General features: G+C 39.9%; 13 protein-coding genes, 1 pseudogene and 1 CRISPR repeat array. All 14 genes and pseudogenes read left to right on the top strand.

Translation table 11 applies throughout. The features are described 5' to 3' along the window. Positions 1 to 26 precede the first annotated feature (26 nt). The 14 genes and pseudogenes from BN1356_RS04845 (at position 27) to BN1356_RS04780 (ending at position 22,924) form a co-directional block, all read left to right on the top strand. Positions 27 to 2,159 carry a heavy metal translocating P-type ATPase gene (locus tag BN1356_RS04845; RefSeq protein ID WP_093650276.1) on the top strand — a complete coding sequence of 711 codons (2,133 nt, stop codon included), beginning with the start codon at positions 27 to 29 and terminating at the stop codon, positions 2,157 to 2,159. A 206-nt stretch (positions 2,160 to 2,365) separates the two neighbouring features. Continuing rightward, complete coding sequence (gene pcrA / locus BN1356_RS04840; RefSeq protein WP_093650275.1) at positions 2,366 to 4,642, top strand: DNA helicase PcrA; 2,277 nt, start codon at positions 2,366 to 2,368, stop codon at positions 4,640 to 4,642. A gap of 210 nt (positions 4,643 to 4,852) precedes the next feature. Then, positions 4,853 to 5,077, top strand: a pseudogene (locus BN1356_RS04835) (transposase); the annotation flags it as partial. 185 nt (positions 5,078 to 5,262) lie between these two features. Continuing rightward, on the top strand, positions 5,263 to 8,487 hold the full coding sequence (gene rexB / locus BN1356_RS04830; protein WP_093650274.1) for an ATP-dependent nuclease subunit B: 3,225 nt from the start codon (positions 5,263 to 5,265) through the stop codon (positions 8,485 to 8,487). Between the two features lie 16 nt (positions 8,488 to 8,503). Beyond that, positions 8,504 to 12,154, top strand: a complete 3,651-nt coding sequence (addA, locus tag BN1356_RS04825) for a helicase-exonuclease AddAB subunit AddA (protein WP_093650273.1) — start codon at positions 8,504 to 8,506, stop codon at positions 12,152 to 12,154. Between the two features lie 270 nt (positions 12,155 to 12,424). Then, on the top strand, positions 12,425 to 16,510 hold the full coding sequence (gene cas9 / locus BN1356_RS04820; RefSeq protein WP_093650272.1) for a type II CRISPR RNA-guided endonuclease Cas9: 4,086 nt from the start codon (positions 12,425 to 12,427) through the stop codon (positions 16,508 to 16,510). Further along, positions 16,510 to 17,376, top strand: a complete 867-nt coding sequence (gene cas1, locus BN1356_RS04815) for a type II CRISPR-associated endonuclease Cas1 (RefSeq protein ID WP_093650271.1) — start codon at positions 16,510 to 16,512, stop codon at positions 17,374 to 17,376. Before cas9 ends, cas1 begins: the two co-directional genes overlap by 1 nt. After that, positions 17,373 to 17,717: a CRISPR-associated endonuclease Cas2 gene (gene cas2 / locus BN1356_RS04810; RefSeq protein ID WP_093650270.1), complete on the top strand. Its 345-nt coding sequence runs from the start codon at positions 17,373 to 17,375 to the stop codon at positions 17,715 to 17,717. Before cas1 ends, cas2 begins: the two co-directional genes overlap by 4 nt. Further along, positions 17,704 to 18,369, top strand: a complete 666-nt coding sequence (gene csn2 / locus BN1356_RS04805; protein WP_176694238.1) for a type II-A CRISPR-associated protein Csn2 — start codon at positions 17,704 to 17,706, stop codon at positions 18,367 to 18,369. The genes cas2 and csn2 overlap by 14 nt, the downstream gene beginning before the upstream one ends. Before the next feature lie 91 nt (positions 18,370 to 18,460). Beyond that, positions 18,461 to 18,649, top strand: coding sequence for a type II toxin-antitoxin system HicA family toxin (locus BN1356_RS04800; protein ID WP_093650269.1), 189 nt, complete (start codon positions 18,461 to 18,463; stop codon positions 18,647 to 18,649). 11 nt (positions 18,650 to 18,660) lie between these two features. Next, positions 18,661 to 19,041 carry a type II toxin-antitoxin system HicB family antitoxin gene (locus tag BN1356_RS04795; protein WP_093650268.1) on the top strand — a complete coding sequence of 127 codons (381 nt, stop codon included), beginning with the start codon at positions 18,661 to 18,663 and terminating at the stop codon, positions 19,039 to 19,041. Between the two features lie 152 nt (positions 19,042 to 19,193). Continuing rightward, positions 19,194 to 19,955: direct repeats of the CRISPR family, unit length 36 nt; unit sequence GTTTTAGAGCTGTGTTGTTTCGAATGGTTCCAAAAC. A 129-nt stretch (positions 19,956 to 20,084) separates the two neighbouring features. Beyond that, entirely contained in the window at positions 20,085 to 20,510 is a 426-nt protein-coding gene (gene ndk / locus BN1356_RS04790; protein WP_093650267.1) for a nucleoside-diphosphate kinase, read from the top strand. Between the two features lie 191 nt (positions 20,511 to 20,701). Then, on the top strand, positions 20,702 to 22,534 hold the full coding sequence (gene lepA / locus BN1356_RS04785) for a translation elongation factor 4 (protein ID WP_093650266.1): 1,833 nt from the start codon (positions 20,702 to 20,704) through the stop codon (positions 22,532 to 22,534). An 18-nt stretch (positions 22,535 to 22,552) separates the two neighbouring features. Beyond that, complete coding sequence (locus BN1356_RS04780; RefSeq protein WP_093650265.1) at positions 22,553 to 22,924, top strand: DUF6054 family protein; 372 nt, start codon at positions 22,553 to 22,555, stop codon at positions 22,922 to 22,924. Positions 22,925 to 23,070 lie beyond the last annotated feature (146 nt).

The following is a 23,070-nucleotide window of genomic DNA, read 5'->3' as shown; positions in this document are numbered from 1 at the left end:
ATCATTTAGTCAAAGGAGAAAACAAGATGGCAATAAAAACATTGGTAGATACGAAGAACAAAAAAATATTTTCCCTTTCAAAGTTAGATTGTGAGAGTTGTGCTGCAAAAATTGAAAAAGCAATCAGTAAGATAGAAAATGTGGAGTCAGTTTCTATCAGTTTTGCTACAAAGAAAGTCTCAATTGAGATTGGAGGAGAAAAATGGGAAGATGTGATTAAAGAAGCTCAAAACACGATTGACCACATTGAACCATCTATCAGTCTTCTTGAAAACTCAAAAGAAAATGTTCATTCAAATCTTGAAGAAGAACTTTCAAGTAGAAATAAATGGATAAGGCTTGGTCTTGGTGCGCTATTATTTCTTATAGGAATAATTTTTCACTTTTCAATCGGGCTAGAATTATTAATCTATCTTATCAGCTATTTTTTAGTGGGAGGAGAAGTCCTTTTAAAGGCTTTTAGAAATGGAATAAGAGGCCAGGTATTTGACGAGAATTTTTTAATGACGATTGCAACAATTGGCGCATTTCTCATCAGTGAATTTCCTGAAGCTGTTGCAGTCATGCTCTTTTACCAAATAGGAGAATTTTTCCAGGAGCTTGCAGTAAACCATTCTAGAAAATCTATCTCTGCTCTAATGGACCTAAAGCCAGATTTTGCAAATAGAATAGTTGGAAATAGCGAGGTAAAAGTTGCTCCAGATCAAATAAAAATTGGTGACATGATTATTGTAAAACCGGGGGAAAAAATTCCACTGGATGGTAGGATAATCGAAGGTAAATCGATGGTCAGTACCTCTGCACTGACAGGTGAGTCTCTACCAAGACAACTTGGACCAGGTAAAGAAGCCTTGGCAGGATTTATAAATACAAGTGGTGTTTTAAGAATTAAAGTAAGCAAAGAATTCGGAGAATCAACTGTCGCAAAGGTTTTAGAACTAGTAGAAAATGCAAGCAGTAGAAAAGCACCGACAGAAAATTTTATCAGTAAATTTGCTCGATATTATACACCTCTAGTTGTTCTTACTGCCTTGATTATTGCCTTTTTCCCGCCTTTATTGATGACTGGGGAAGAGTTTTCTGTTTGGATATATAGAGCGCTTGTATTTTTGGTTATTTCGTGTCCATGTGCTCTAGTTGTATCCATACCACTTGGATTTTTTGGCGGAATAGGTTGTGCCTCAAAAAACGGTATTTTGGTTAAAGGCGGTAACTATTTAGAAGCATTGAACAAGCTGGATACTCTTGTGTTTGATAAAACAGGAACGTTAACAAAAGGTGTCTTTAAGGTTACCAAGATAATCCCCAAAAATGGCTTTGATAAAAATGAACTGCTCAAGTATGCAGCATATGCAGAAACGTATTCAAATCATCCAATAGCCCGTTCGATTTTGTCCGAATTTAATGGAGAAGTCAATAAGGATAAAATCTCTAACTATAAGGAATTACTAGGTTGTGGCATAAGAGTAATAGTAGAAGATAAGCAAGTCCTAATTGGAAATGATCAGTTAATGAATAGCGAAAGGATTCTCTATTCTAGTGTGGAAGAAATTGGCACGATTCTTCATGTGGCAATTGATAAACAGTATGCAGGTTTTATTCTGATATCTGATGAGGAAAAAGAAGATGCAAAGAGAGCTATTTCAGAACTTAAAACATTAGGGATTAGAAAGTTAGTGATGCTCACTGGTGATGGCAAAAAAATCGGTCAAAAGATTGCAGAGGACTTAGGAATTGATGAGGTCTATACAGAACTTCTACCTGATCAAAAAGTAGAAAAATTAGAAATCTTGGAAAAAGGGAAATGGCCTAATGGTAAAATAGCCTTTGTAGGTGATGGAATTAATGATGCCCCAGTCATTGGAAGAGCGGATATTGGTATTGCCATGGGTGGACTCGGATCTGATGTGGCCATCGAAGCTGCAGATATTGTTATTATGACCGATCAGCCGTCAAAAATTGTAAATGCCATAAAAATCGCAAAAAGAACAAGAAAGATTGTGTGGCAGAATATTGGCATTGCATTAATCGTTAAAGGAATGGTACTATTACTGGGAGTTTATGGTATCGCTACAATGTGGGAAGCTGTATTTGCAGATGTCGGTGTCTCTATCATAGCAATTATGAATGCAATGAGACTGATGGGAAACAAAGAGTAAAGGGTATTCCATTCTATACTTGAAAGAAGATTTTTTGTTAAAACCCTACTTTATCAAAAAAATCTAGATGAGCCTGCAGGAAAAGAATATAAGTAAGTAGAGGCAATTTTGTCTCTGCTTTTTATAAAACTATTACTCCACTCAGTCAGCATTTTTCCACAAAAAATGGTAAGATAGAAAGATAGTATTTTACAACGGAGAAGAAAATGAATCCCTTATTAAATGGAATGAATGATAGACAGGCTCAAGCGGTGCGAACAACGGAAGGCCCGCTCTTAATCATGGCCGGAGCTGGGTCGGGTAAGACGCGTGTTTTGACCCACCGCATTGCTTACTTGATTGATGAAAAGATGGTTAATCCTTGGAATATCCTGGCCATTACCTTTACCAATAAGGCAGCGCGTGAGATGAGAGAACGGGCTATGTTGCTCAATCCAGCCACTCAGGACAGCCTCATCGCGACTTTTCACTCCATGTGTGTGCGAATCTTGCGTCGGGATGCCGACCATATCGGCTACAATCGCAATTTTACCATCGTAGATCCAGGTGAGCAACGGACACTGATGAAACGTATCCTGAAAAATCTCAACTTGGACCCGAAAAAATGGAATGAACGCAGTATTTTAGGTACCATTTCCAATGCCAAAAATGATCTCATTGATGATGTGGCATATGAGATGCAGGCAGGGGACCTTTATACGGAAATTGTAGCCAAATGCTACAAACTTTACCAGAAGGAACTGCGTCAGTCGGAAGCCATGGACTTTGATGATTTGATCATGATGACCCTGCGGCTTTTTGACCAAAATCCTGATGTCTTAACCTATTACCAACAGCGTTACCAGTACATCCATGTGGATGAGTACCAGGATACCAACCATGCCCAATATCAGTTGGTGAAGCTCTTAGCATCTCGCTTTAAAAACATCTGTGTAGTCGGGGATGCGGACCAGTCCATCTATGGCTGGCGTGGGGCTGACATGCAGAATATCTTGGATTTTGAAAAAGATTATCCAGATGCCAAGGTTGTTCTGCTGGAAGAAAATTATCGCTCTACTAAGACCATTTTACAAGCAGCTAATGATGTCATTGAACGAAATAAAAACCGCCGTCCGAAAAAGCTTTGGACACAAAATGAAGATGGCGCTAACATCATCTATTATCGTGCCAACGATGAGCAGGATGAGTCTGTTTTCGTAGCGGGTAAGATTGATGAATTGGCGCGTGAGGGTCGCAACTACAAGGATATGGCCGTTCTTTACCGGACCAATGCCCAGTCCCGTACTATTGAGGAAGCCTTGCTCAAGTCTAACATTCCTTATACTATAGTCGGCGGCACCAAGTTCTACAGCCGTAAGGAAATCCGAGATGTCATCTCCTACCTCAATGTCATCGCCAATCCAGCTGACAATATCTCTTTTGAACGCATCGTCAATGAGCCCAAGCGTGGTGTCGGTCCGGGGAGTTTAGAGAAAATCCGAGCTTTTGCCAACCTGCAGGAAATGTCTTTGCTAGAAGCTTCTGATAATATCATGCTGTCTGGTGTCAAAGGAAAGGCTGCCCAGGCCGTTTGGGAGCTGGCACAGGTTCTCTACCGATTGCGCAATTCTTTGGATGACTTGACCGTGACAGAAATGGTGGAGGCTGTATTGGCTGAGACGGGGTATCTGTCAGCCCTAACTCTTCAGGCGACCTTGGAAGCCAATGCCCGTATCGAAAATATTCAGGAATTTCTCTCTGTTACCAAGAGTTTTGATGAAAAGGAAGCAGAAGAAGAGGAAACAGGTCTAGATAGACTGTCTCGTTTCCTCAATGATTTGGCTCTGGTTGCTGATACGGATGACGGGGATAGAGAGTCTTCTGAAGTGACCCTCATGACCCTGCATGCGGCAAAAGGTCTGGAGTTTCCAGTAGTTTTCCTGATTGGGATGGAAGAAAATGTCTTCCCACTCAGCCGAGCTTCTGAGGATGAGAGTGAGTTGGAAGAAGAGCGTCGTTTGGCCTATGTGGGCATTACACGTGCTGAGAAAGACCTTTATCTAACCAATGCCAATTCTCGCCTCCTCTATGGTCGCACCAACTACAATCAACCAAGCCGTTTCATTCGTGAAATTTCTTCTGATTTGCTGGATTACCAAGGTTCGGCAAGACCGGCAAATACCAGCTTCAAAGCCTCTTTTGTCAATGGACAAACCAGCCAGTTCGGCCAAGGGATGAGTCTCAGCCAAGCCCTGCAAAGTCGAAAAGCAGCTGCCCAACCCGTTCGCCACTTAGGTGGTGACTTACCATTTGGAAAATCAGCCGATTCAGCTTCAACAGGTGCAGACTGGTCTATCGGAGACATTGCCATCCATAAAAAATGGGGCCAAGGAACCGTTCTGGAAGTATCCGGTTCCGGCCAGCAGCAAGAACTAAAAATCAACTTTCCAGGAATGGGACTCAAGAAGGTCTTGGCGGCTATCGCACCGATCACGAAAAAATAAAATAATTGCTTACCACTCGGTATGCTTACTTCAAATAGTCAGGAATTGAAGATAATTTGGAGAGCAATTTAAGATTCACTATTTACCGAGGCTGGGCAAAAACCAGCTTCAGAATATAAAAAACGAGCATTTCCGCAGTTGGAGATGCCCGTTTTTATATGCCATGGTTTATAATTATAATAACCACAAAACAACTAGAAAGCCATGACTATGTATAAAGAGTATAACACAAATCAGTTGAGTTTGGAACTAAATCTTGCCTACAATATTCCTATGAATCACGAGGTTAGATTGATCAGTCTTTTTGTGGACAGTATCCCTAATCATGTTTTATTGGAAGATAAATCACACACTGGCCGTCCTGCCTTCCATCCGGCTATGCTCATGAAGATGACGCTCTTCGCCTACGCTCGTCAGGTCTTTTCTGGTCGCAAAAATTGGCTAAGAATCTCGACCCTAAAAATTCAAATACTCAAAAACCACACAGTGATTTTTTCATCTTGATTGTTTTCAAGACTGAAATCTCTGTGTGGTTTTATTTGAAGCTACTTTTTGCCCAGCCTCTTTTTACACCCTCATATATGGTATAATAGTAGCAATAAGGCGTATAAGGAAATGATATGAAATTACTCTACACAGATGTGTCTCAGGACATGACTGATATTTTGGTTCAAGAGGCACAAAATTTTGCGCAGGCTGGTAAGCGGGTTTTTTATATTGCACCCAACTCTCTATCTTTTGAGAAGGAGCGAAAGGTCTTGGAGAAACTGCCCAACCAAGCTTCCTTCCGCATCACAGTCACGCGTTTTGCCCAGATGGCTCGCTATTTTATCCTCAATACTATTCAGAACAAGGAAAGTATCGATGATGTCGGTTTATCCATGCTTCTTTTTCGCGTTTTGTCCAATCTTTCAGACACAGATTTGCGGGTTTATGGTCGCTTGCGCAAGGATCCAGCTTTCATCAAGCAGCTGGTGGACCTCTATAAGGAGCTCAAGACGGCCAATTTAACAGCCCTTGATTTGCAGTATTTGGACGATGAAAAAGCAGCGGATTTGGTCAAGATTTTTGCTGGACTTGCGGATCTACTTAACCAGCACCAGTTTGAAAATCAGTCCAAACTAGCCTTTTTTGCTCATCAAGTGGAGGCGGGCTATTTGGATAAGGACTTGGCAGATACAGTTCTAGTTATCGATGGCTTTACTCGTTTTTCAGCTGAGGAAGACTACCTGATTCATCTTTTGGCGGAAAAATGCCAGGATATTGTCGTTGGGACCTACGCTAGTCAAAATGCTTACCATGCGAATTTTATCCAGGGGAATGTCTACCAGGCCTCTGTTGATGTTCTGCGGTCATTGGCAACGACTTACGGGGTAAAACCTATTTACATCGAAAACCGTGCTGAGGAATCAGATTTTGCCAGTCTCAGTCGCTTCTGGGAAGGCAAGCATAACTTTAAAACATCAGATGGAAAGTGGCAGGCCCGTCAGTCAGACAGTTTAGAAATCTGGCAAACCAATAATCAAAAAGAAGAAGTGGAGCAGGTTGCTAGAAAGATACGGCAATTGTTAGCGGATGGTGTTCGTTATAAGGATATTTTGGTCTTGCTGGGTGATGTAGAGGCTTACACATTACAGATTGGTAAACTCTTTGATAAGTTCGATATTCCCTACTATTTCGGGAAAGCCCAATCGATGGCGGATCACCCTCTGGTTCATTTTGTAGATTCTTTAGAGCGGATAAAACGTTACAATTACCGAGCAGAAGATGTGCTCAATTTGCTCAAATCAGGTCTCTTTGGTGAATTTAAGGAGATGGAAATCGACCGCTTTGCCCATTATGTGGCCTATGCGGATGTGAAGGGTCGTGCTCGCTTCAATCGTGAGTTTACTGCGGATAATGCTGGGAAATATGATCTGAAACAACTCAATGCCATCCGTCTATCTATCATGAATCCGTTAGAAGGCTTACTTTCTGCTCGTCCGCAATCTGGCTCTAGTCTATTGGGAAAACTTTCTCAATTCTTGAAAGCTATCCATTTGCCAGAAAATATGGAAAAGTTGGCTAGTGGAGCAAGCGAAGAAGAAGTCGACCAACATGAACAGGTTTGGACAGTCTTCTCAGAGTTACTGGTTCAGATGGTAACGATTTTTGGTCAGGAAACAGTAGCTGTAGATGATTTTCTAGCCTTGCTACGTTCAGGGATGTTGGCAGCAGAATATCGGACTGTACCAGCAACGGTGGATGTGGTTAATATCAAGTCTTATGATTTGGTAGAACCACATACCAAACCTTATATTTTTGCACTGGGAATGAACAAGTCCAATTTCCCAAAAATCGCTCAAAACAAGAGTCTCTTAACAGATGAGGAACGATTGTGTATCAATGATGCATCTGGTGATTTTTCATCCTTTGAAATTTCTTCTCAGGAGAATATCAAAAAGAATCACTTTGCAGCACTTTCTCTGCTTAATGCAGCTAGTCAGCAACTGATTTTATCCTACCCCAAAATTGCAAATGAGGGAGAAGACGATGTATCCGTCTACCTGAAAGAATGGATGGATTTAGGTGTCAAGCAGGTAGATAAGACGAGAGAAGGTTATGCTGCTTCAGGAGATGGTATCGGAAATTATAAGGATTTGCTATCGACGGTGATTGCGGTCCATCATGGAGAGGTGGACAAGGAATTGACCAAGGAAGAACAGACTTTCTGGTCGGTTGCTGTCCGTTATTTGCGGAAAAAAATGGCTCAAGATGGCATTTCCCTTCCTCACTTGCTAGATGATGTATCAACCAGCAGGGTTTCAGATGAAGTTATGGCCATTCGTTTCCCAGAAGAGGAGCCAATCAACTTATCTGCATCTGCTTTGACTAGTTTTTACAACAACCAATATCTCTATTTCATCAACTACATTCTGCAATTGCAGGAATTAGATAGCATCCATCCTGATCATCGCCATCATGGCATGTACTTGCACAGGATTTTTGAATTGGTCATGCAGGAGGATGGACAGGATTTTGATGCTCGCTTGAAAAAAGCCATTGCCAAAACCAGTCAAGAACAAACTTTTCAGACTCTTTATCAGGCAGATGACGATGGTCGTTTTTCACAGTCTATTTTAGATGATATTGCTCGGTCAACAGCCAGTCTGATCCGTCATAGTCAGGGGATTGAAGTGGCTTCGCAGGAAGAGAGATTTCAGTTGATTTTGGAAAACACTGTGAAAATTGGTGGGATTATTGACCGGGTGGATCGGCTAAGCGATGGTAGTCTGGGCCTTGTGGACTATAAGTCTGGACCAAATCAGTTTGATATGGCTAAATTCTATAATGGCCTTAATTCGCAATTGGTAACTTATCTGGAAGCTCTGCGCAATCAATACGGTGTTGGTGTGGACCAGCTCTTTGGCGCTATGTATTTGCACATGCAAGAACCAAAGGTGGATTTGAAGAACGTCAAAAGTTTTGAAGAATTAGGTGAGAAAGCCAGTGGAGAACTGGTTTACAAGGGAATTTTTGCCGACCAAGAAAAACAATTTTTGGCAGATGGGAACTACCAACTCAATAACGCCACCTATGGTCCAGAAGAAATCCAAACCTTGCTTGATTACAATGCAAAATTATATCTGGATGCTGCGGCAAGCATTCGTAAGGGAGTTTTCCACATTAATCCCTATACGGTTGATGGCAAGAGTGTTCAGGCGGAACAACTGAAAAATATTACGCATTTTGAAGCGGATCGTCATATGGGGGCCGCCCGACGCCTCTTCAAACTGCCAAGCAGAAGTAAGAAATCTGCCTATTTAGACTTGATGAAGGGAGGAGAGGCTGAGTCTAAAGACTAATCAGCTCAGAAATGGTATGAAAAAAATTAATTTTTTAAGAGAAGAAGAGATTCAAGACCGCATTCTAGCAGAAGCTACTTCTGATAAAGCTCAGAAAATGACACCGGAACAGTTGACAGCTATTTATAGCAATGGGACCAACATCCTTGTTTCAGCATCAGCTGGCTCTGGGAAGACCTTTGTCATGGTGCAGCGGATTCTGGATATGATAAGTCGGGGAATCGCCATCGACCAGCTGTTTATCTCCACCTTTACGGTTAAGGCTGCTGGTGAACTCAAGGAACGTTTGGAAAAGGGCTTGATCGAAAAGCTGGGAGCGGCGACGAATGATGAGGAGCGGCAACACTATGCTGCTCAAATTGCAGCCATTCCAACTGCGGATATTGGCACCATGGATGCCTTTACTCAAAAACTGGTCAATCAGTATGGTTATTTATTGGGGATTTCACCAATTTTCCGCATCATGACCGACCAGTCTGAACAGGATATTCTCAAAAAGCAAGTCTATACGGAGCTCTTTTCGGAGTATCTGAATGGCCCGCAGGCAGAAAGTTTTAAAAAACTAGTCCGCAATTTTACGGGCAATCGTAAGGACAATCAAGCCTTCCGCTCAGTTGTTTACCAAATTCACCATTTTAGCCAGTCAACGGCAGCACCGGAGCAATGGCTGCGAGAAGTGTTTCTCATGTCCTATGAAAATCAGGGAGATATTGAGGCTCCGGATCTTGTCAAGACGGTTTTGGCTGGACAGGATTTGACGGATATCATTATCAAGGCGGAAAACTATTTCAAGGACCACTACGAAACAGTAACCAAGGAATTCCAAAAATCGTACAAGTACCTCACTAATGTGGTCGAGTTACTGGAAGAATTAAAGGAATTTGATGTCAAAGCTGATCTCGAAACCTTGCAAGTGGCTTGTGGAAAAATTGACCGCTTGTCATCCGGTCGCAACCTAGTCATGGCTATCGGGTCATCTAAGGATGAAGAGCTAAAAAGCTATGCGGCAGCCTATAATGCCAATCGGAACGCTTATTTAGAGCCTTTCCGAAATTTAGCTCAAGCCAGTTTTACTATCCTAGCCTTACAACCGCATCAGGCAGATATTTTGCCCATGCTGACCTTGCTGCAATCCTTTGTCTTGGATTTTTCAGCCAAGTACTTGCAGGCTAAAATTCAAGAAAATGCCTTTGAATTCAATGATATTGCCCATTTTGCCATCCAGATTTTGGAAGAAAATCCCAGCGTGACTCACATTTTCAAAGACAAGTACCATGAAGTCATGGTGGATGAGTACCAGGATAACAACCACATGCAGGAACGCATGTTGGAGCTTTTGGCTAACGGCCACAATCGCTTTATGGTAGGGGATATCAAGCAATCCATCTACCGTTTCCGTCAGGCAGATCCCCTGATTTTCAATGGTAAGTTCAAGCTCTATCAGAAAAATCCTGATGCTGGAAAACTCATTGTCCTCAAAGAAAATTTCCGTAGTCAGACCGAAGTTTTGGATGCGACAAATGGCGTTTTCAGCCACCTTATGGACGAGCAAGTTGGGGATATCTTTTATGACAAGACCCACCTCCTAGTCGCTGGAAGTGACAAGCAAAAAGAGCGCGTGGCCCAGCATGAAACGGAAGTCCTCATTTACAACACGGAAGAAGTAGAAACATCATCTGATGAGGAAGAATCCAGCTTTAGCCAAGGAGAGATTGACCTAGTAGCCAAGGAAATCATCCGTCTCCACAATGAAGAACAAGTCAAGTTCTCAGACATTACGCTGCTGGTTTCCTCCCGCACTCGCAATGAGCGTTTGATTGCAGCCTTTGAAAACTATGGCATCCCAGTCGAGTCTGATGGTGGCGAGAAGAACTATCTCACGTCTTTGGAAGTCATGATTATGCTGGACACCCTGCGTGTCATTGACAATCCTCTCAATGACTTTGCCCTGACTGCCCTCCTACGTTCGCCTATGTTTGGCTTTGATGAGGATCAGCTGGCCCGTTTGGCAGTTCAAGTAGATAAGATCGAACTGTACGAGAAGCTTCTTTTGGCAAAAGCTGGCCAAGGCCAGCACCAGCAGTTGATTTTGCCTGAATTAGCAGATAAGGTCAAGTTATTCTTGGATTTCCTGTCCAACTGGAGACGTTTTTCCAAGAAAAATAGCCTCTATGATCTCATTTGGAAAATTTATAACGACCGTTTCTACTATGATTATGTGGGTGCACTGCCTCATGCTCAGAGGAGACAAACCAATCTCTACGCCCTAGCCCTTCGGGCAAACAACTTTGAAAAGACGGGATTTAAGGGACTTTCGCGCTTTATTGGCATGATTGATAAGGTCTTAGAGAGTGACAATGATCTCATGGAAGTAGAAGTAGCGGCCCCTAAAAATGCAGTTAGTCTCATGACCATCCACCATTCCAAGGGCTTGGAGTTCAAGTATGTCTTTATCCTCAATATTGACAAACGCTTCAGCATGAAAGATTCTCAGTCGCCCCTGATTCTTAGTCGGGACAATGGTCTGGGTATCAAGTATCTGGCGGACATGAAAAAACAGGTGGATACACCGATGCCTACCCTCAAAGCCTCCATCGAGACCCTGCCCTATCAAGCTAACCGAAGAGAGCTGACTATCGCGACTCTATCGGAGCAAATGCGTCTTCTCTATGTGGCGATGACCCGGGCAGAGAAGAAACTCTACCTTGTTGGTAAAGGACGTAAGGACAAGCTGACTGAGAAGTTTGATGGTGCCAGTGAGAATGGCTTCTTGCCTGCTCGTCAGAGGGAAAATCTCCTGTCCTTCCAAGACTGGCTCCTAGCCATTGAAGCAGCTTTTCCACATCAGGAACTTTTCTACACCATTCGTTATGTGGAAAAAGAAGAATTGACTCCAGCTAGTATCGGTCAACTGCACTATTCTACCCAAGCAGATAACCTGACAGACAATCGCCAGTCAGCAGATATCCAACGTGCTCTTCAAGTGCTTGACAGTGTAGACAAGCTCAATCAGGCCTATGACCCAGCTATTCACCTACCAAGCCTACGAACACCTAGCCAAGTCAAGGCCTTCTATGAGCCAGTTATGGATATGGATGGCATGGAAATTATGGATAAGATTGAGGTTAAAAAGGAAATCAAGCAGACCTTCAAGTTGCCTGATTTTTCAAACCAAACCAAGATTTCAGCTGTAGCCCTCGGTTCAGCCACCCATGAACTCATGCAAAGATTGCAGTTAAGTCAAAAAATCTCTATGGCAGATCTTGAAAAGGCTTTGGACCAGGTTCAGGCTTCAGAACAAGTGAAGCAAAGTATAGATTTGACCAAAATCCTATCCTTCTTTGACAGTGACCTAGGTCAGCTGATTCTAGATAATCTAGATAAACTTTATCGTGAAGCACCGTTTGCCATGCTAGAAGAAGATCCAGAAAGCAAAGAGTCCTATATCATCCGTGGAATTATCGATGGTTACCTACTTTTTGAAGACCGGATCGTCCTCTTTGACTACAAGACCGACAAGTACCAGCATCCTAACCAAATTCGTGACCGATATGCCTTCCAGATGCAGCTCTATGCCAAAGCCCTCCGAAAATCCTATCAAATAAAACAAGTGGATACCTACCTGATTCTGTTAGGGGGAGGACAAGTTGAAGTGGTGGAAGTATAAAAATTAAAAAATTGGAAATTTTTATGAAAAAGATAAAGCAAGTACTTGGAAGCGCTTGCTTTTTTGTGTAAAAATAGTAAAATAGTAAATATAAATTTGTAAACTGAAATGATATGGTAAACTAAAAAGCACCCGAATCGGGTGCCACTTTTTCAAGTTGGTTACGGACTAAGCCTTATTTTAACTTGCTGTGTTGTTTCGAATAGTTCCAACGAATTTATTATACAATTTTTATTTCAGATTTGCAAGATTTTTTTGAAGGAGAATAAAATGAAAAAACCTTATTCCATCGGCCTCGATATCGGAACGAATTCCGTCGGTTGGTCAGTAGTCACAGATGATTATAAAGTACCAGCAAAAAAAATGAAAGTTTTAGGTAATACTGATAAAGAGTATATCAAAAAAAATTTAATCGGTGCTTTGCTATTTGACAGTGGTGAAACAGCAGAAGCTACAAGAATGAAGCGTACTGCTCGACGCCGTTATACACGACGGAGAAACCGAATCCTTTATCTACAGGATATTTTTTCGCCAGAACTAAACCAAGTAGATGAGAGTTTTCTCCATCGACTAGATGATTCTTTTCTAGTAGCTGAAGATAAAAGAGGGGAAAGACATGTCATTTTTGGAAATATTGCAGATGAAGTGAAATATCATAAGGAATTTCCAACTATATATCATTTGAGAAAACACTTGGCAGATAGTTCAGAAAAAGCTGATCTGCGCCTTGTTTATTTGGCTTTAGCTCATATTATTAAATACAGAGGACATTTCTTAATTGATGAACCAATTGATATTCGCAATATGAACTCTCAAAACTTGTTTAAGGAGTTTTTACTAGCCTTTGATGGAATTCAAGTAGATTGTTATTTAGCGAGCAAACATACGGATATTTCAGGGATTATTACTGCTAAAATCAGTAAGTCTCGTAAAGTTGAAGCGGTGTTGGAGCAATTCCCTGATCAAAAGAAAAATTCATTTTTCGGTAACATGGTTTCGCTAGTCTTTGGTTTAATGCCCAATTTTAAATCGAATTTTGAATTAGACGAAGACGCGAAACTACAATTTTCGAGAGACTCTTATGATGAGGATTTAGAAAATCTGCTTGGGATAATTGGTGATGAATATGCAGATGTTTTTGTTGCTGCAAAAAAAGTTTACGACAGTATCCTTCTGTCAGGAATATTAACAACAAATAATCATAGTACGAAAGCGCCGCTATCTGCATCAATGATAGACCGTTATGATGAACATAATAGTGATAAAAAACTATTAAGGGATTTTATTCGAACAAATATTGGTAAGGAAGTTTTTAAGGAAGTTTTTTATGATACAAGTAAAAATGGTTATGCAGGTTATATTGATGGAAAAACAAATCAAGAAGACTTTTACAAGTATCTCAAAAACTTACTTCAAAAAGTAGATGGTGGTGACTATTTCATTGAAAAAATTGAGCGAGAAGATTTTCTTAGAAAGCAACGCACTTTTGATAATGGTTCGATTCCACACCAAGTACATCTGGACGAGATGAAAGCTATTTTAAGACGTCAAGGGGAATTTTATCCGTTTTTAAAAGAAAATGCGGAGAAAATCCAACAGATTTTGACATTTAAAATTCCTTATTATGTTGGACCATTAGCCCGTGGGAATAGCCGATTCGCTTGGGCATCCTATAATTCAAATGAAAAAATGACACCTTGGAATTTTGATAATGTAATTGATAAAACTTCATCAGCGCAAGCTTTTATAGAACGAATGACAAATAATGATTTGTATTTACCAGATCAAAAAGTTCTACCAAAACATAGTTTACTCTATCAGAAATTTGCAGTTTATAATGAGCTAACTAAAATAAAATATGTAACGGAAACTGGCGAGGCCAGATTATTTGATGTTTTTCTGAAAAAAGAAATTTTCGATGGACTATTCAAAAAAGAACGCAAAGTAACTAAGAAAAAGATACTAAATTTCTTAGATAAAAACTTTGATGAATTTAGAATTACTGATATTCAAGGATTAGATAATGAAACTGGTAACTTTAATGCATCCTATGGCACCTATCATGATTTACTGAAGATTATTGGTGATAAAGAATTCATGGATTCTTCAGATAATGTGGATGTGCTTGAAGATATTGTGTTATCTTTAACTCTATTTGAAGATAGGGAAATGATTAAGCAGCGTCTGCTAAAATATGAAGACATATTTTCCAAAAAAGTAATTGCTAACCTAACTCGTCGTCATTATACTGGTTGGGGTCGTTTGTCGGCTAAATTAATCAATGGTATAAAGGACAAGCATTCAAGAAAGACAATCTTGGACTATCTTATTGATGATGGTCATTCTAATCGTAATTTTATGCAACTTATTAATGATGATAATTTAAGCTTTAAGGATGAAATTGCCAATTCTCAAGTAATTGGTGATGGCGATGATTTACATCAAGTTGTTCAAGAATTAGCAGGTAGCCCTGCCATCAAAAAAGGAATTCTACAAAGCTTGAAGATTGTTGACGAGTTGGTTAAGGTCATGGGTTATAATCCTGAACAAATTGTTGTGGAGATGGCACGTGAAAATCAGACTACGGCAAGAGGACGTAACAACTCACAACAGCGTTTAGGAAGTTTGACAAAGGCAATTCAAGATTTTGGCAGTGACATCCTCAAAAGATATCCAGTTGAAAACAACCAGTTACAAAATGACCAACTTTATCTTTATTATCTTCAGAATGGAAAGGATATGTACACTGGAGATACTTTAGACATTCACAATCTTAGTCAATATGATATTGATCATATTATTCCACAATCATTTATCAAAGATAATTCACTTGATAACCGAGTGTTGACAAATTCCAAATCAAATCGTGGGAAGTCTGATAATGTCCCGAGTAACGAGGTTGTGAAACGGATGAAAGGTTTTTGGCTCAAACAATTAGATGCAAAGCTTATTTCTCAACGAAAATTTGATAACTTGACAAAGGCGGAGCGTGGTGGGTTATCTGCTGAAGATAAAGCTGGTTTTATAAAACGCCAATTAGTTGAAACAAGACAGATTACTAAGCATGTGGCTCGAATACTTGATGAGCGATTTAATCGGGATTTTGACAAGAATGATAAGCGCATTCGTAATGTAAAAATTGTGACCTTAAAGTCAAATTTAGTTTCTAATTTTCGTAAGGAGTTTGGGTTCTACAAAGTACGAGAAATCAATAATTTCCATCACGCACATGATGCATACCTCAATGCTGTTGTTGCCAAAGCTTTGTTAATAAGATATCCAAAATTAGAACCAGAATTTGTTTATGGGGAATATCCAAAATACAATAGCTATCGCGAGCGCAAGTCGGCAACAGAGAAGATGTTCTTTTATTCCAATATTATGAATATGTTCAAAACTACAATCAAATTGGCTGATGGTAGAGTAGTAGAAAAACCTGTAATTGAAGCAAATGAAGAAACTGGGGAGATAGCTTGGGATAAAACAAAGCATTTTGCGAATGTAAAGAAAGTACTCTCTTATCCACAAGTTAGTATTGTGAAGAAAGTAGAAGAACAGACGGGTGGATTTTCTAAAGAATCCATCTTACCAAAAGGAGGTTCAGATAAACTTATTGCTCGAAAGACAAAAAATAATTATTTGAGCACTCAAAAATACGGTGGTTTTGACAGTCCTACAGTTGCATATTCTATTATGTTTGTGGCTGATATTGAAAAAGGAAAATCTAAGAGGTTAAAGACTGTTAAGGAAATGATTGGCATAACAATTATGGAGCGGTCTCGATTTGAATCAAATTCAGTAACTTTCCTAGAAGAAAAAGGGTATAGAAATATACGAGAAAATACAATTATAAAATTTCCTAAGTACAGTTTGTTTGAACTGGAAAATGGTAGAAGACGACTATTGGCAAGTGCTATTGAATTGCAAAAAGGTAATGAGATGTTTTTGCCTCAACAATTTGTGAATCTTTTATATCATGCTCAACATGCAAATAAGGAAGACAGTGTAATCTATCTTGAAAAACATAGACATGAGTTGTCTGAATTGTTTCACCATATCATTGGAGTTTCTGAAAAGACTATTTTGAAACCTAAAGTTGAGATGACTCTAAATGAAGCTTTTGAAAAACACTTTGAATTTGATGAAGTTTCTGAACTTGCACAATCCTTTATTTCATTGCTCAAATTCACAGCATTTGGTGCTCCAGGAGGTTTCAAGTTTTTGGATGCAGATATTAAACAATCTAATTTACGATATCAAACAGTTACTGAGGTTCTTTCTTCTACCCTTATCCACCAATCTGTCACAGGTCTATATGAGACCCGAATTGATTTAAGCAAATTAGGAGGAGAATAATGGGCTGGAGGACAGTAGTTGTTAATACACATTCCAAGTTATCATATAAAAATAACCATTTAATCTTTAAGGATGCGTCTCAGACAGAGTTAATTCATCTGTCTGAGATTGACATTCTTCTGCTTGAGACAACCGATATTGTACTGTCTACTATGCTAATGAAACGACTGGTTGATGAAAATGTTTTGGTTATTTTTTGTGATGATAAGCTTCTGCCGACTTCGATGTTGATGCCGTATTATGCACGTCATGACTCCAGTCTCCAATTGAGTAACCAAATTTCCTGGGCGGAAGATGTTAAATCAGAAGTATGGACAAGCATCATTGCTCAGAAGATTTTGAATCAGTCTAGTTATTTAGCAGAATGTTCCTATTTTGAGAAATCACAAGCTATCATGGATTTATACCATGGCCTGGAACCCTTTGACCCTAGTAATCGAGAAGGGCACTCAGCACGTATTTATTTCAATACCTTATTCGGAAATGATTTTTCACGTGATTTAGATAACGATATAAATGCAGCGCTGGATTATGGTTATACTTTACTATTGAGCATGTTTGCGCGTGAAGTTGTGGTTTGTGGTTGTATGACTCAGTTTGGACTTAAACATGCTAATCAGTTTAATCAATTTAATTTTGCTAGTGATATTATGGAACCATTTCGTCCAATTGTTGATCGAATTGTGTATGAAAATAGTAGTAGTTCTTTTATTAGAATTAAAAGAGAATTGTTCAATATGTTTTCAGATACCTATCTTTATAATAACAAGGAAATGTATTTAAACAATATTGTCAGCGACTATACAAAAAAGGTCATAAAAGCTTTGAACAATGAAGGGAAAGGAGTTCCTGAATTTAGGATATGAGTTATCGATTTATGCGAATGTTACTAATGTTTGATATGCCCACAGACACTGCTGAGGAGAGGAAAGCATATCGTAAATTTCGAAAGTTTTTATTGGGCGAAGGTTTTATTATGCATCAGTTTTCGGTTTATAGTAAATTACTTTTGAACAACTCTGCCAATACTGCTATGGTTGCTCGTCTCAAAGAGAATAATCCCAAAAAAGGAAATATCACTCTTTTGACTGTGACTGAAAAACAATTTGCGAGAATGTTATATTTAAATGGTGAGCGAAATTCCGGTATTGCGAATTCAGACAGTAGATTGGTATTTCTAGGGGAGGCTTATGATGCTGAAACTTAATTTTCCAATACTTGATGAGCCTATTTCTTTGGATGGCACAAGCATTTTGGTTGTTGAGGATGTAAAACTATTTTCTAGTATAGTAAAACAAGTCTACTCCTATACTGAAGAAGAACAGCTTAAGTTTTTTGATGAAAAAATGAAGTCACTCAAGTCGTCTGAATTTATGCTAGTGACTGACATTCTTGGATTTGATGTCAATTCTGCCTCTATGCTAAAGCTCATTCATGCAGATATAGAAAATCAATTGAATGACAAGCCTGAAGTTAAATCAATGATTGAAAAATTATCTGCCACAATTACTGAACTTATTTCCTACGAATGTTTGGAAAATGAGCTCGATTTGGAGTTTGATGAGATAACGATTTTGGAGTTGATAAAAGCACTTGGTGTTAAAATTGAAACGCAGAGCGACACACTTTTTGAGAAATGTTTTGAAATATTACAGGTTTATAATTATCTTAGCAAGCAACGTCTGTTGATTTTTGTAAATAGTGGAGCCTATTTGACAAAAGATGAGATTGAAAAACTCATTGAGTTTATAGAACTGTCTAATCAAGCTGTCCTATTCCTGGAACCAAGGAGACTCTATGATTTCCCGCAATATGTTTTAGACGAAGATTTCTTCCTATTAGCTGAGTATATGAACTAAATACGAATAAATAGGTATCTAGAGTTTTTCTAGGTGCCTATTTGAATGTTTGACAAACACGCATAATGCGCATATAATACAAGGAGAGAGAATGCCATTATCAGGTAAAGAGTTAGCAAAGCTTGCGATAGAGGCAGGGTGGGAAGAATTAAGAGTCAGAGGGAGTCATCATCATTTCAAAAAAGATGAGATTCCCTACTTAGTAACCATTCCAATCCATGGAAATAAAGATTTAAAACTAGGACTAGAAAAGAAAATTTTGAAAGATTTAGGTTTTTAGAGGTGATTAGTATGTTAAAATCGTATCCAGCAATTTTTCACAAAGAAAATGACGACAGTTATTGGATTGAATTTCCTGATTTTAGTGGAGGAACGCAGGGAGACAACATAGAAGAAGGCATGAAGAATGCACGAGAAATGCTTGAGGGAGTTGTAGCATCATATTTGGATGAGGGACTTTCTCTGCCACATGCTAGTGATATTCAGAAAATAGGAGTTGATGATGGATTTGCAACTTTAATTCAAGTGGATCCTACACCCTACCTTAAAAATAATAAGGCCATTCGAAAAAATGTGACAGTTCCAGAATGGCTGGTTAGATTTGCTGATCGAGAGCATTTGAATTATTCTGAAATATTGACACAGGCACTGGAGAAAAAACTCCAAATTTAATGGGAAACCAATTTTAAAAAACCTCTAAAATGTTGATTTAAAGCGTTTTTTAGGGTATAATAGGTTCAAAGAACGGGAACTTCTCGAAACTGAAGTTAAGCTGAGACAAATGGCGCGATTACAAAATTTCGTGAGAAAAAATAATCTACGAGGTTTTAGAGCTGTGTTGTTTCGAATGGTTCCAAAACTCGCAGAGGAGGTAATTAATGGCAGAAGTAGTTTTAGAGCTGTGTTGTTTCGAATGGTTCCAAAACTATTACTGGATTAGCTTCCTGAAGGATGGTGTTTTAGAGCTGTGTTGTTTCGAATGGTTCCAAAACAAAACTTAGTGATGAACGCAAAGCAAAACTGTTTTAGAGCTGTGTTGTTTCGAATGGTTCCAAAACTTTGAGCAGAATATCAATGAGGTTGTGGCCGTTTTAGAGCTGTGTTGTTTCGAATGGTTCCAAAACTAGTTGGAACTACGGTTGTTAACAACGGTGGTTTTAGAGCTGTGTTGTTTCGAATGGTTCCAAAACCTTTAGTCTTTGGTAGTCTTGTATGATGTAGTTTTAGAGCTGTGTTGTTTCGAATGGTTCCAAAACCGGCACTGCGATACCGCCTAGAAGGGAGGTGTTTTAGAGCTGTGTTGTTTCGAATGGTTCCAAAACGTTACCAAGGATAGTATCTATCGTGGAAATGTTTTAGAGCTGTGTTGTTTCGAATGGTTCCAAAACAATTTGAAGGTGGCGTATTACCGTCGTTGTGTTTTAGAGCTGTGTTGTTTCGAATGGTTCCAAAACTAGAACTCGACGTTGGTCTGTTCGTAGCCCGTTTTAGAGCTGTGTTGTTTCGAATGGTTCCAAAACGAGCTTCTTCGCGCTCGGCTACCACATCCTGTTTTAGAGCTGTGTTGTTTCGAATGATTCCAAAATAATATGTATCTCCCTTAATTTGTTTTATACCTCAAAAACTTACGTTAAAATCACATTTAATAACACGAAATACCATTGCTTGAAATCCTTTTCCATGTTACAATAAAAGAAAAGCAAAGGCGGTTTCATATGGAAAAAACATTTTTTATGATTAAACCGGATGGGGTACAACGTGGTCTGATTGGTCACGTTCTTCATAGAATTGAGCGTCGTGGTTTTACCATCGAACGCTTAGAGATGAGACAGGCGACTCCTGAGCTCTTACGCCAGCATTATGCAGCCTTGGTGGATAAACCATTCTTTCCAGAAATCGAAGAATATATGACTTCGGGTCTAGTATTAGTTGGGGTTATGGTTGGGAATCGTGCCATTTCATCTTGGAGAACCATGATGGGAGCAACCAATCCAAAGGATGCTCTACCGGGAACCATTCGTGGTGACTATGGACAAGCACCTGGTGAATCTGGTGGAATTTTTAACGTCGTCCATGGTTCAGATTCTACTGAATCAGCCAAAAAGGAAATCACTCTTTGGTTTGGTCAAGATTCTTTCTAAGAGAGGACAGGAGAAAGCTTTTATATTAAAAGAAAAGTCGAGCATAAACTCGCCTTTTTTGGTATAATGAAGGGTAATAAAAAATTGTATTGAAATGGAGTTTAGACAGGTTCTTGGCTGACGAGTATAGCTAAATTTAGCATCACATGTTATCGAAAAATGACATATCTAGCCTACCTGAGTATCCTTATATGAATATTGAAGAATTGAAAAAACGCCAGGAGAAGATTCGGAACTTTTCCATTATTGCCCATATTGACCACGGCAAATCAACGCTGGCAGACCGTATTTTAGAAAAAACAGAGACCGTATCGAGCCGCGAGATGCAGGCCCAATTGCTGGATAGCATGGACTTGGAGCGTGAGCGTGGGATTACCATCAAACTCAATGCCGTTCAACTCAACTACAAGGCAAATGATGGGGAAACTTACATTTTTCACCTGATTGACACGCCAGGACATGTGGACTTTACTTATGAAGTATCACGGTCTTTAGCGGCCTGTGAGGGCGCTATCCTTGTGGTGGATGCCGCCCAAGGGATTGAAGCACAGACACTTGCCAATGTTTATTTGGCTTTGGATGGGGATTTAGAAATTCTACCGGTTATCAATAAGATTGACTTGCCGGCAGCAGACCCAGAGAGAGTTCGTCACGAGATAGAAGATGTCATTGGTTTGGATGCTTCAGAAGCCGTTTTAGCATCCGCTAAGGCAGGTATCGGTATTGAAGAAATTTTAGAGCAAATCGTGGAAAAAGTTCCTGCACCAACTGGTGATGTAGAAGCTCCTTTGCAGGCTTTGATTTTTGACTCTGTTTACGATCCTTATCGCGGGGTTATCTTACAGGTCCGTATCGTCAATGGTATGGTCAAGCCGGGTGATACCATTCAGATGATGTCAAACGGCAAGAATTTCGATGTTACAGAAGTGGGAATTTTCACACCAAAAGCCATTGGCCGTGACTTCTTAGCAACTGGTGATGTTGGCTATATTGCAGCCTCTATCAAGACGGTTGCTGATACCCGTGTGGGTGATACCATTACGCTGGCAAGTAATCCAGCTACAGAAGCCCTTCATGGCTATAAGCAGATGAATCCTATGGTCTTTGCGGGTCTCTATCCGATCGAATCAAACAAGTACAACGACTTGCGTGAAGCCTTAGAGAAACTCCAACTCAATGATGCCAGTCTTCAGTTTGAGCCAGAAACTTCCCAAGCCCTAGGCTTTGGTTTCCGTTGTGGTTTCTTGGGACTTCTTCATATGGATGTTATCCAAGAGCGCTTGGAGCGTGAGTTTAACATTGACCTCATCATGACAGCTCCGTCGGTAGTCTACCATGTCAATACGACTGATGGGGAGATGCTGGAAGTATCTAACCCCTCTGAATTCCCTGATCCAACCAAGGTTGAAAGCATTGAAGAACCCTATGTCAAAGCCCAAATCATGGTACCACAAGAGTATGTTGGCGCGGTCATGGATTTGGCCCAACGCAAACGTGGTGATTTTGTGACCATGGACTACATTGATGATAATCGTGTCAACGTCATCTACCAGATTCCCTTGGCTGAAATCGTCTTTGATTTCTTTGACAAACTCAAATCCTCCACTCGTGGTTATGCCTCATTTGACTACGAGTTGTCTGAGTACCGCAAGTCTAAACTGGTTAAAATGGATATTCTCCTTAATGGCGACAAGGTGGATGCCCTCAGCTTCATCGTCCACAAGGAATTTGCCTACGAACGTGGGAAACTCATTGTTGAAAAACTTAAGAAAATCATCCCACGCCAACAGTTCGAAGTGCCGATTCAGGCGGCTATTGGACAAAAAATCGTGGCCCGTTCAGACATCAAAGCCCTCCGTAAAAATGTCTTGGCCAAATGTTATGGTGGGGACGTTTCCCGTAAACGTAAACTCCTTGAAAAACAAAAGGCCGGTAAGAAACGTATGAAGGCTATCGGATCGGTCGAAGTACCACAAGAAGCCTTCCTAAGCGTACTTTCAATGGATGAGGACGAGAAAAAATAGAAAGTGTTTGGCACTGTCATGGGTAAAGAAATCTACAAATTAGGTCTGGGAAAATCGGATTCTTTTGCTGAAGTAGTTAGTGAATTTCCTAAAAAAATAGAAGCGACGGTCATTGAAACTGTCGGATATGAATTCGGTTCTATGCAGACAGTTCTCTATGTTTTTGAGCGTTTTTTTATTCGGACGGAGAGTATGGCGACTTTGACAGTACTTTTCACCAACAGTGGTCAGCAAATTATAGTGGATGTTATCGCTTCTGGAGCTGGGGAAGGTGTCCTCAATATCAGTTGGGGAGCCAATCGTTCTTTTGCAAAGATGGCAGTTGATAGCCTCCAGAACCAGGGCTTTCAGATTATAAGTGGAAGAACTCCTGAGAAACCAGATATGTAAGGAGCGATACGGTAGATATGTCTTTTTCTAGGAGGGAAGAATATGGTGGATAAGGGAAGTAGTACTCAAAGAAAATTAAAGATAGACGAGGCAAAGCGAGGACGATAGAACTGAAGTTCATCTAGGAGCTTTAACGAAGTATATAT

Origin of the sequence: Streptococcus varani, from assembly GCF_001375655.1 — a bacterium.
Taxonomy (GTDB): domain Bacteria; phylum Bacillota; class Bacilli; order Lactobacillales; family Streptococcaceae; genus Streptococcus; species Streptococcus varani.
Note: the sequence above shows the minus strand (reverse complement) of the source record. Positions and strands in the feature narration are given on the sequence as shown.

What these genes read in the sequence shown, in the direction of transcription:
- BN1356_RS04845 (WP_093650276.1), top strand. Translation starts at nt 27, where the DNA reads ATGGCAATAAAAACATTGGTAGATACGAAGAACAAAAAAATATTTTCC.
- pcrA (WP_093650275.1), top strand. Translation starts at nt 2,366, where the DNA reads ATGAATCCCTTATTAAATGGAATGAATGATAGACAGGCTCAAGCGGTG.
- rexB (WP_093650274.1), top strand. Translation starts at nt 5,263, where the DNA reads ATGAAATTACTCTACACAGATGTGTCTCAGGACATGACTGATATTTTG.
- addA (WP_093650273.1), top strand. Translation starts at nt 8,504, where the DNA reads ATGAAAAAAATTAATTTTTTAAGAGAAGAAGAGATTCAAGACCGCATT.
- cas9 (WP_093650272.1), top strand. Translation starts at nt 12,425, where the DNA reads ATGAAAAAACCTTATTCCATCGGCCTCGATATCGGAACGAATTCCGTC.
- cas1 (WP_093650271.1), top strand. Translation starts at nt 16,510, where the DNA reads ATGGGCTGGAGGACAGTAGTTGTTAATACACATTCCAAGTTATCATAT.
- cas2 (WP_093650270.1), top strand. Translation starts at nt 17,373, where the DNA reads ATGAGTTATCGATTTATGCGAATGTTACTAATGTTTGATATGCCCACA.
- csn2 (WP_176694238.1), top strand. Translation starts at nt 17,704, where the DNA reads ATGCTGAAACTTAATTTTCCAATACTTGATGAGCCTATTTCTTTGGAT.
- BN1356_RS04800 (WP_093650269.1), top strand. Translation starts at nt 18,461, where the DNA reads ATGCCATTATCAGGTAAAGAGTTAGCAAAGCTTGCGATAGAGGCAGGG.
- BN1356_RS04795 (WP_093650268.1), top strand. Translation starts at nt 18,661, where the DNA reads ATGTTAAAATCGTATCCAGCAATTTTTCACAAAGAAAATGACGACAGT.
- ndk (WP_093650267.1), top strand. Translation starts at nt 20,085, where the DNA reads ATGGAAAAAACATTTTTTATGATTAAACCGGATGGGGTACAACGTGGT.
- lepA (WP_093650266.1), top strand. Translation starts at nt 20,702, where the DNA reads ATGAATATTGAAGAATTGAAAAAACGCCAGGAGAAGATTCGGAACTTT.
- BN1356_RS04780 (WP_093650265.1), top strand. Translation starts at nt 22,553, where the DNA reads ATGGGTAAAGAAATCTACAAATTAGGTCTGGGAAAATCGGATTCTTTT.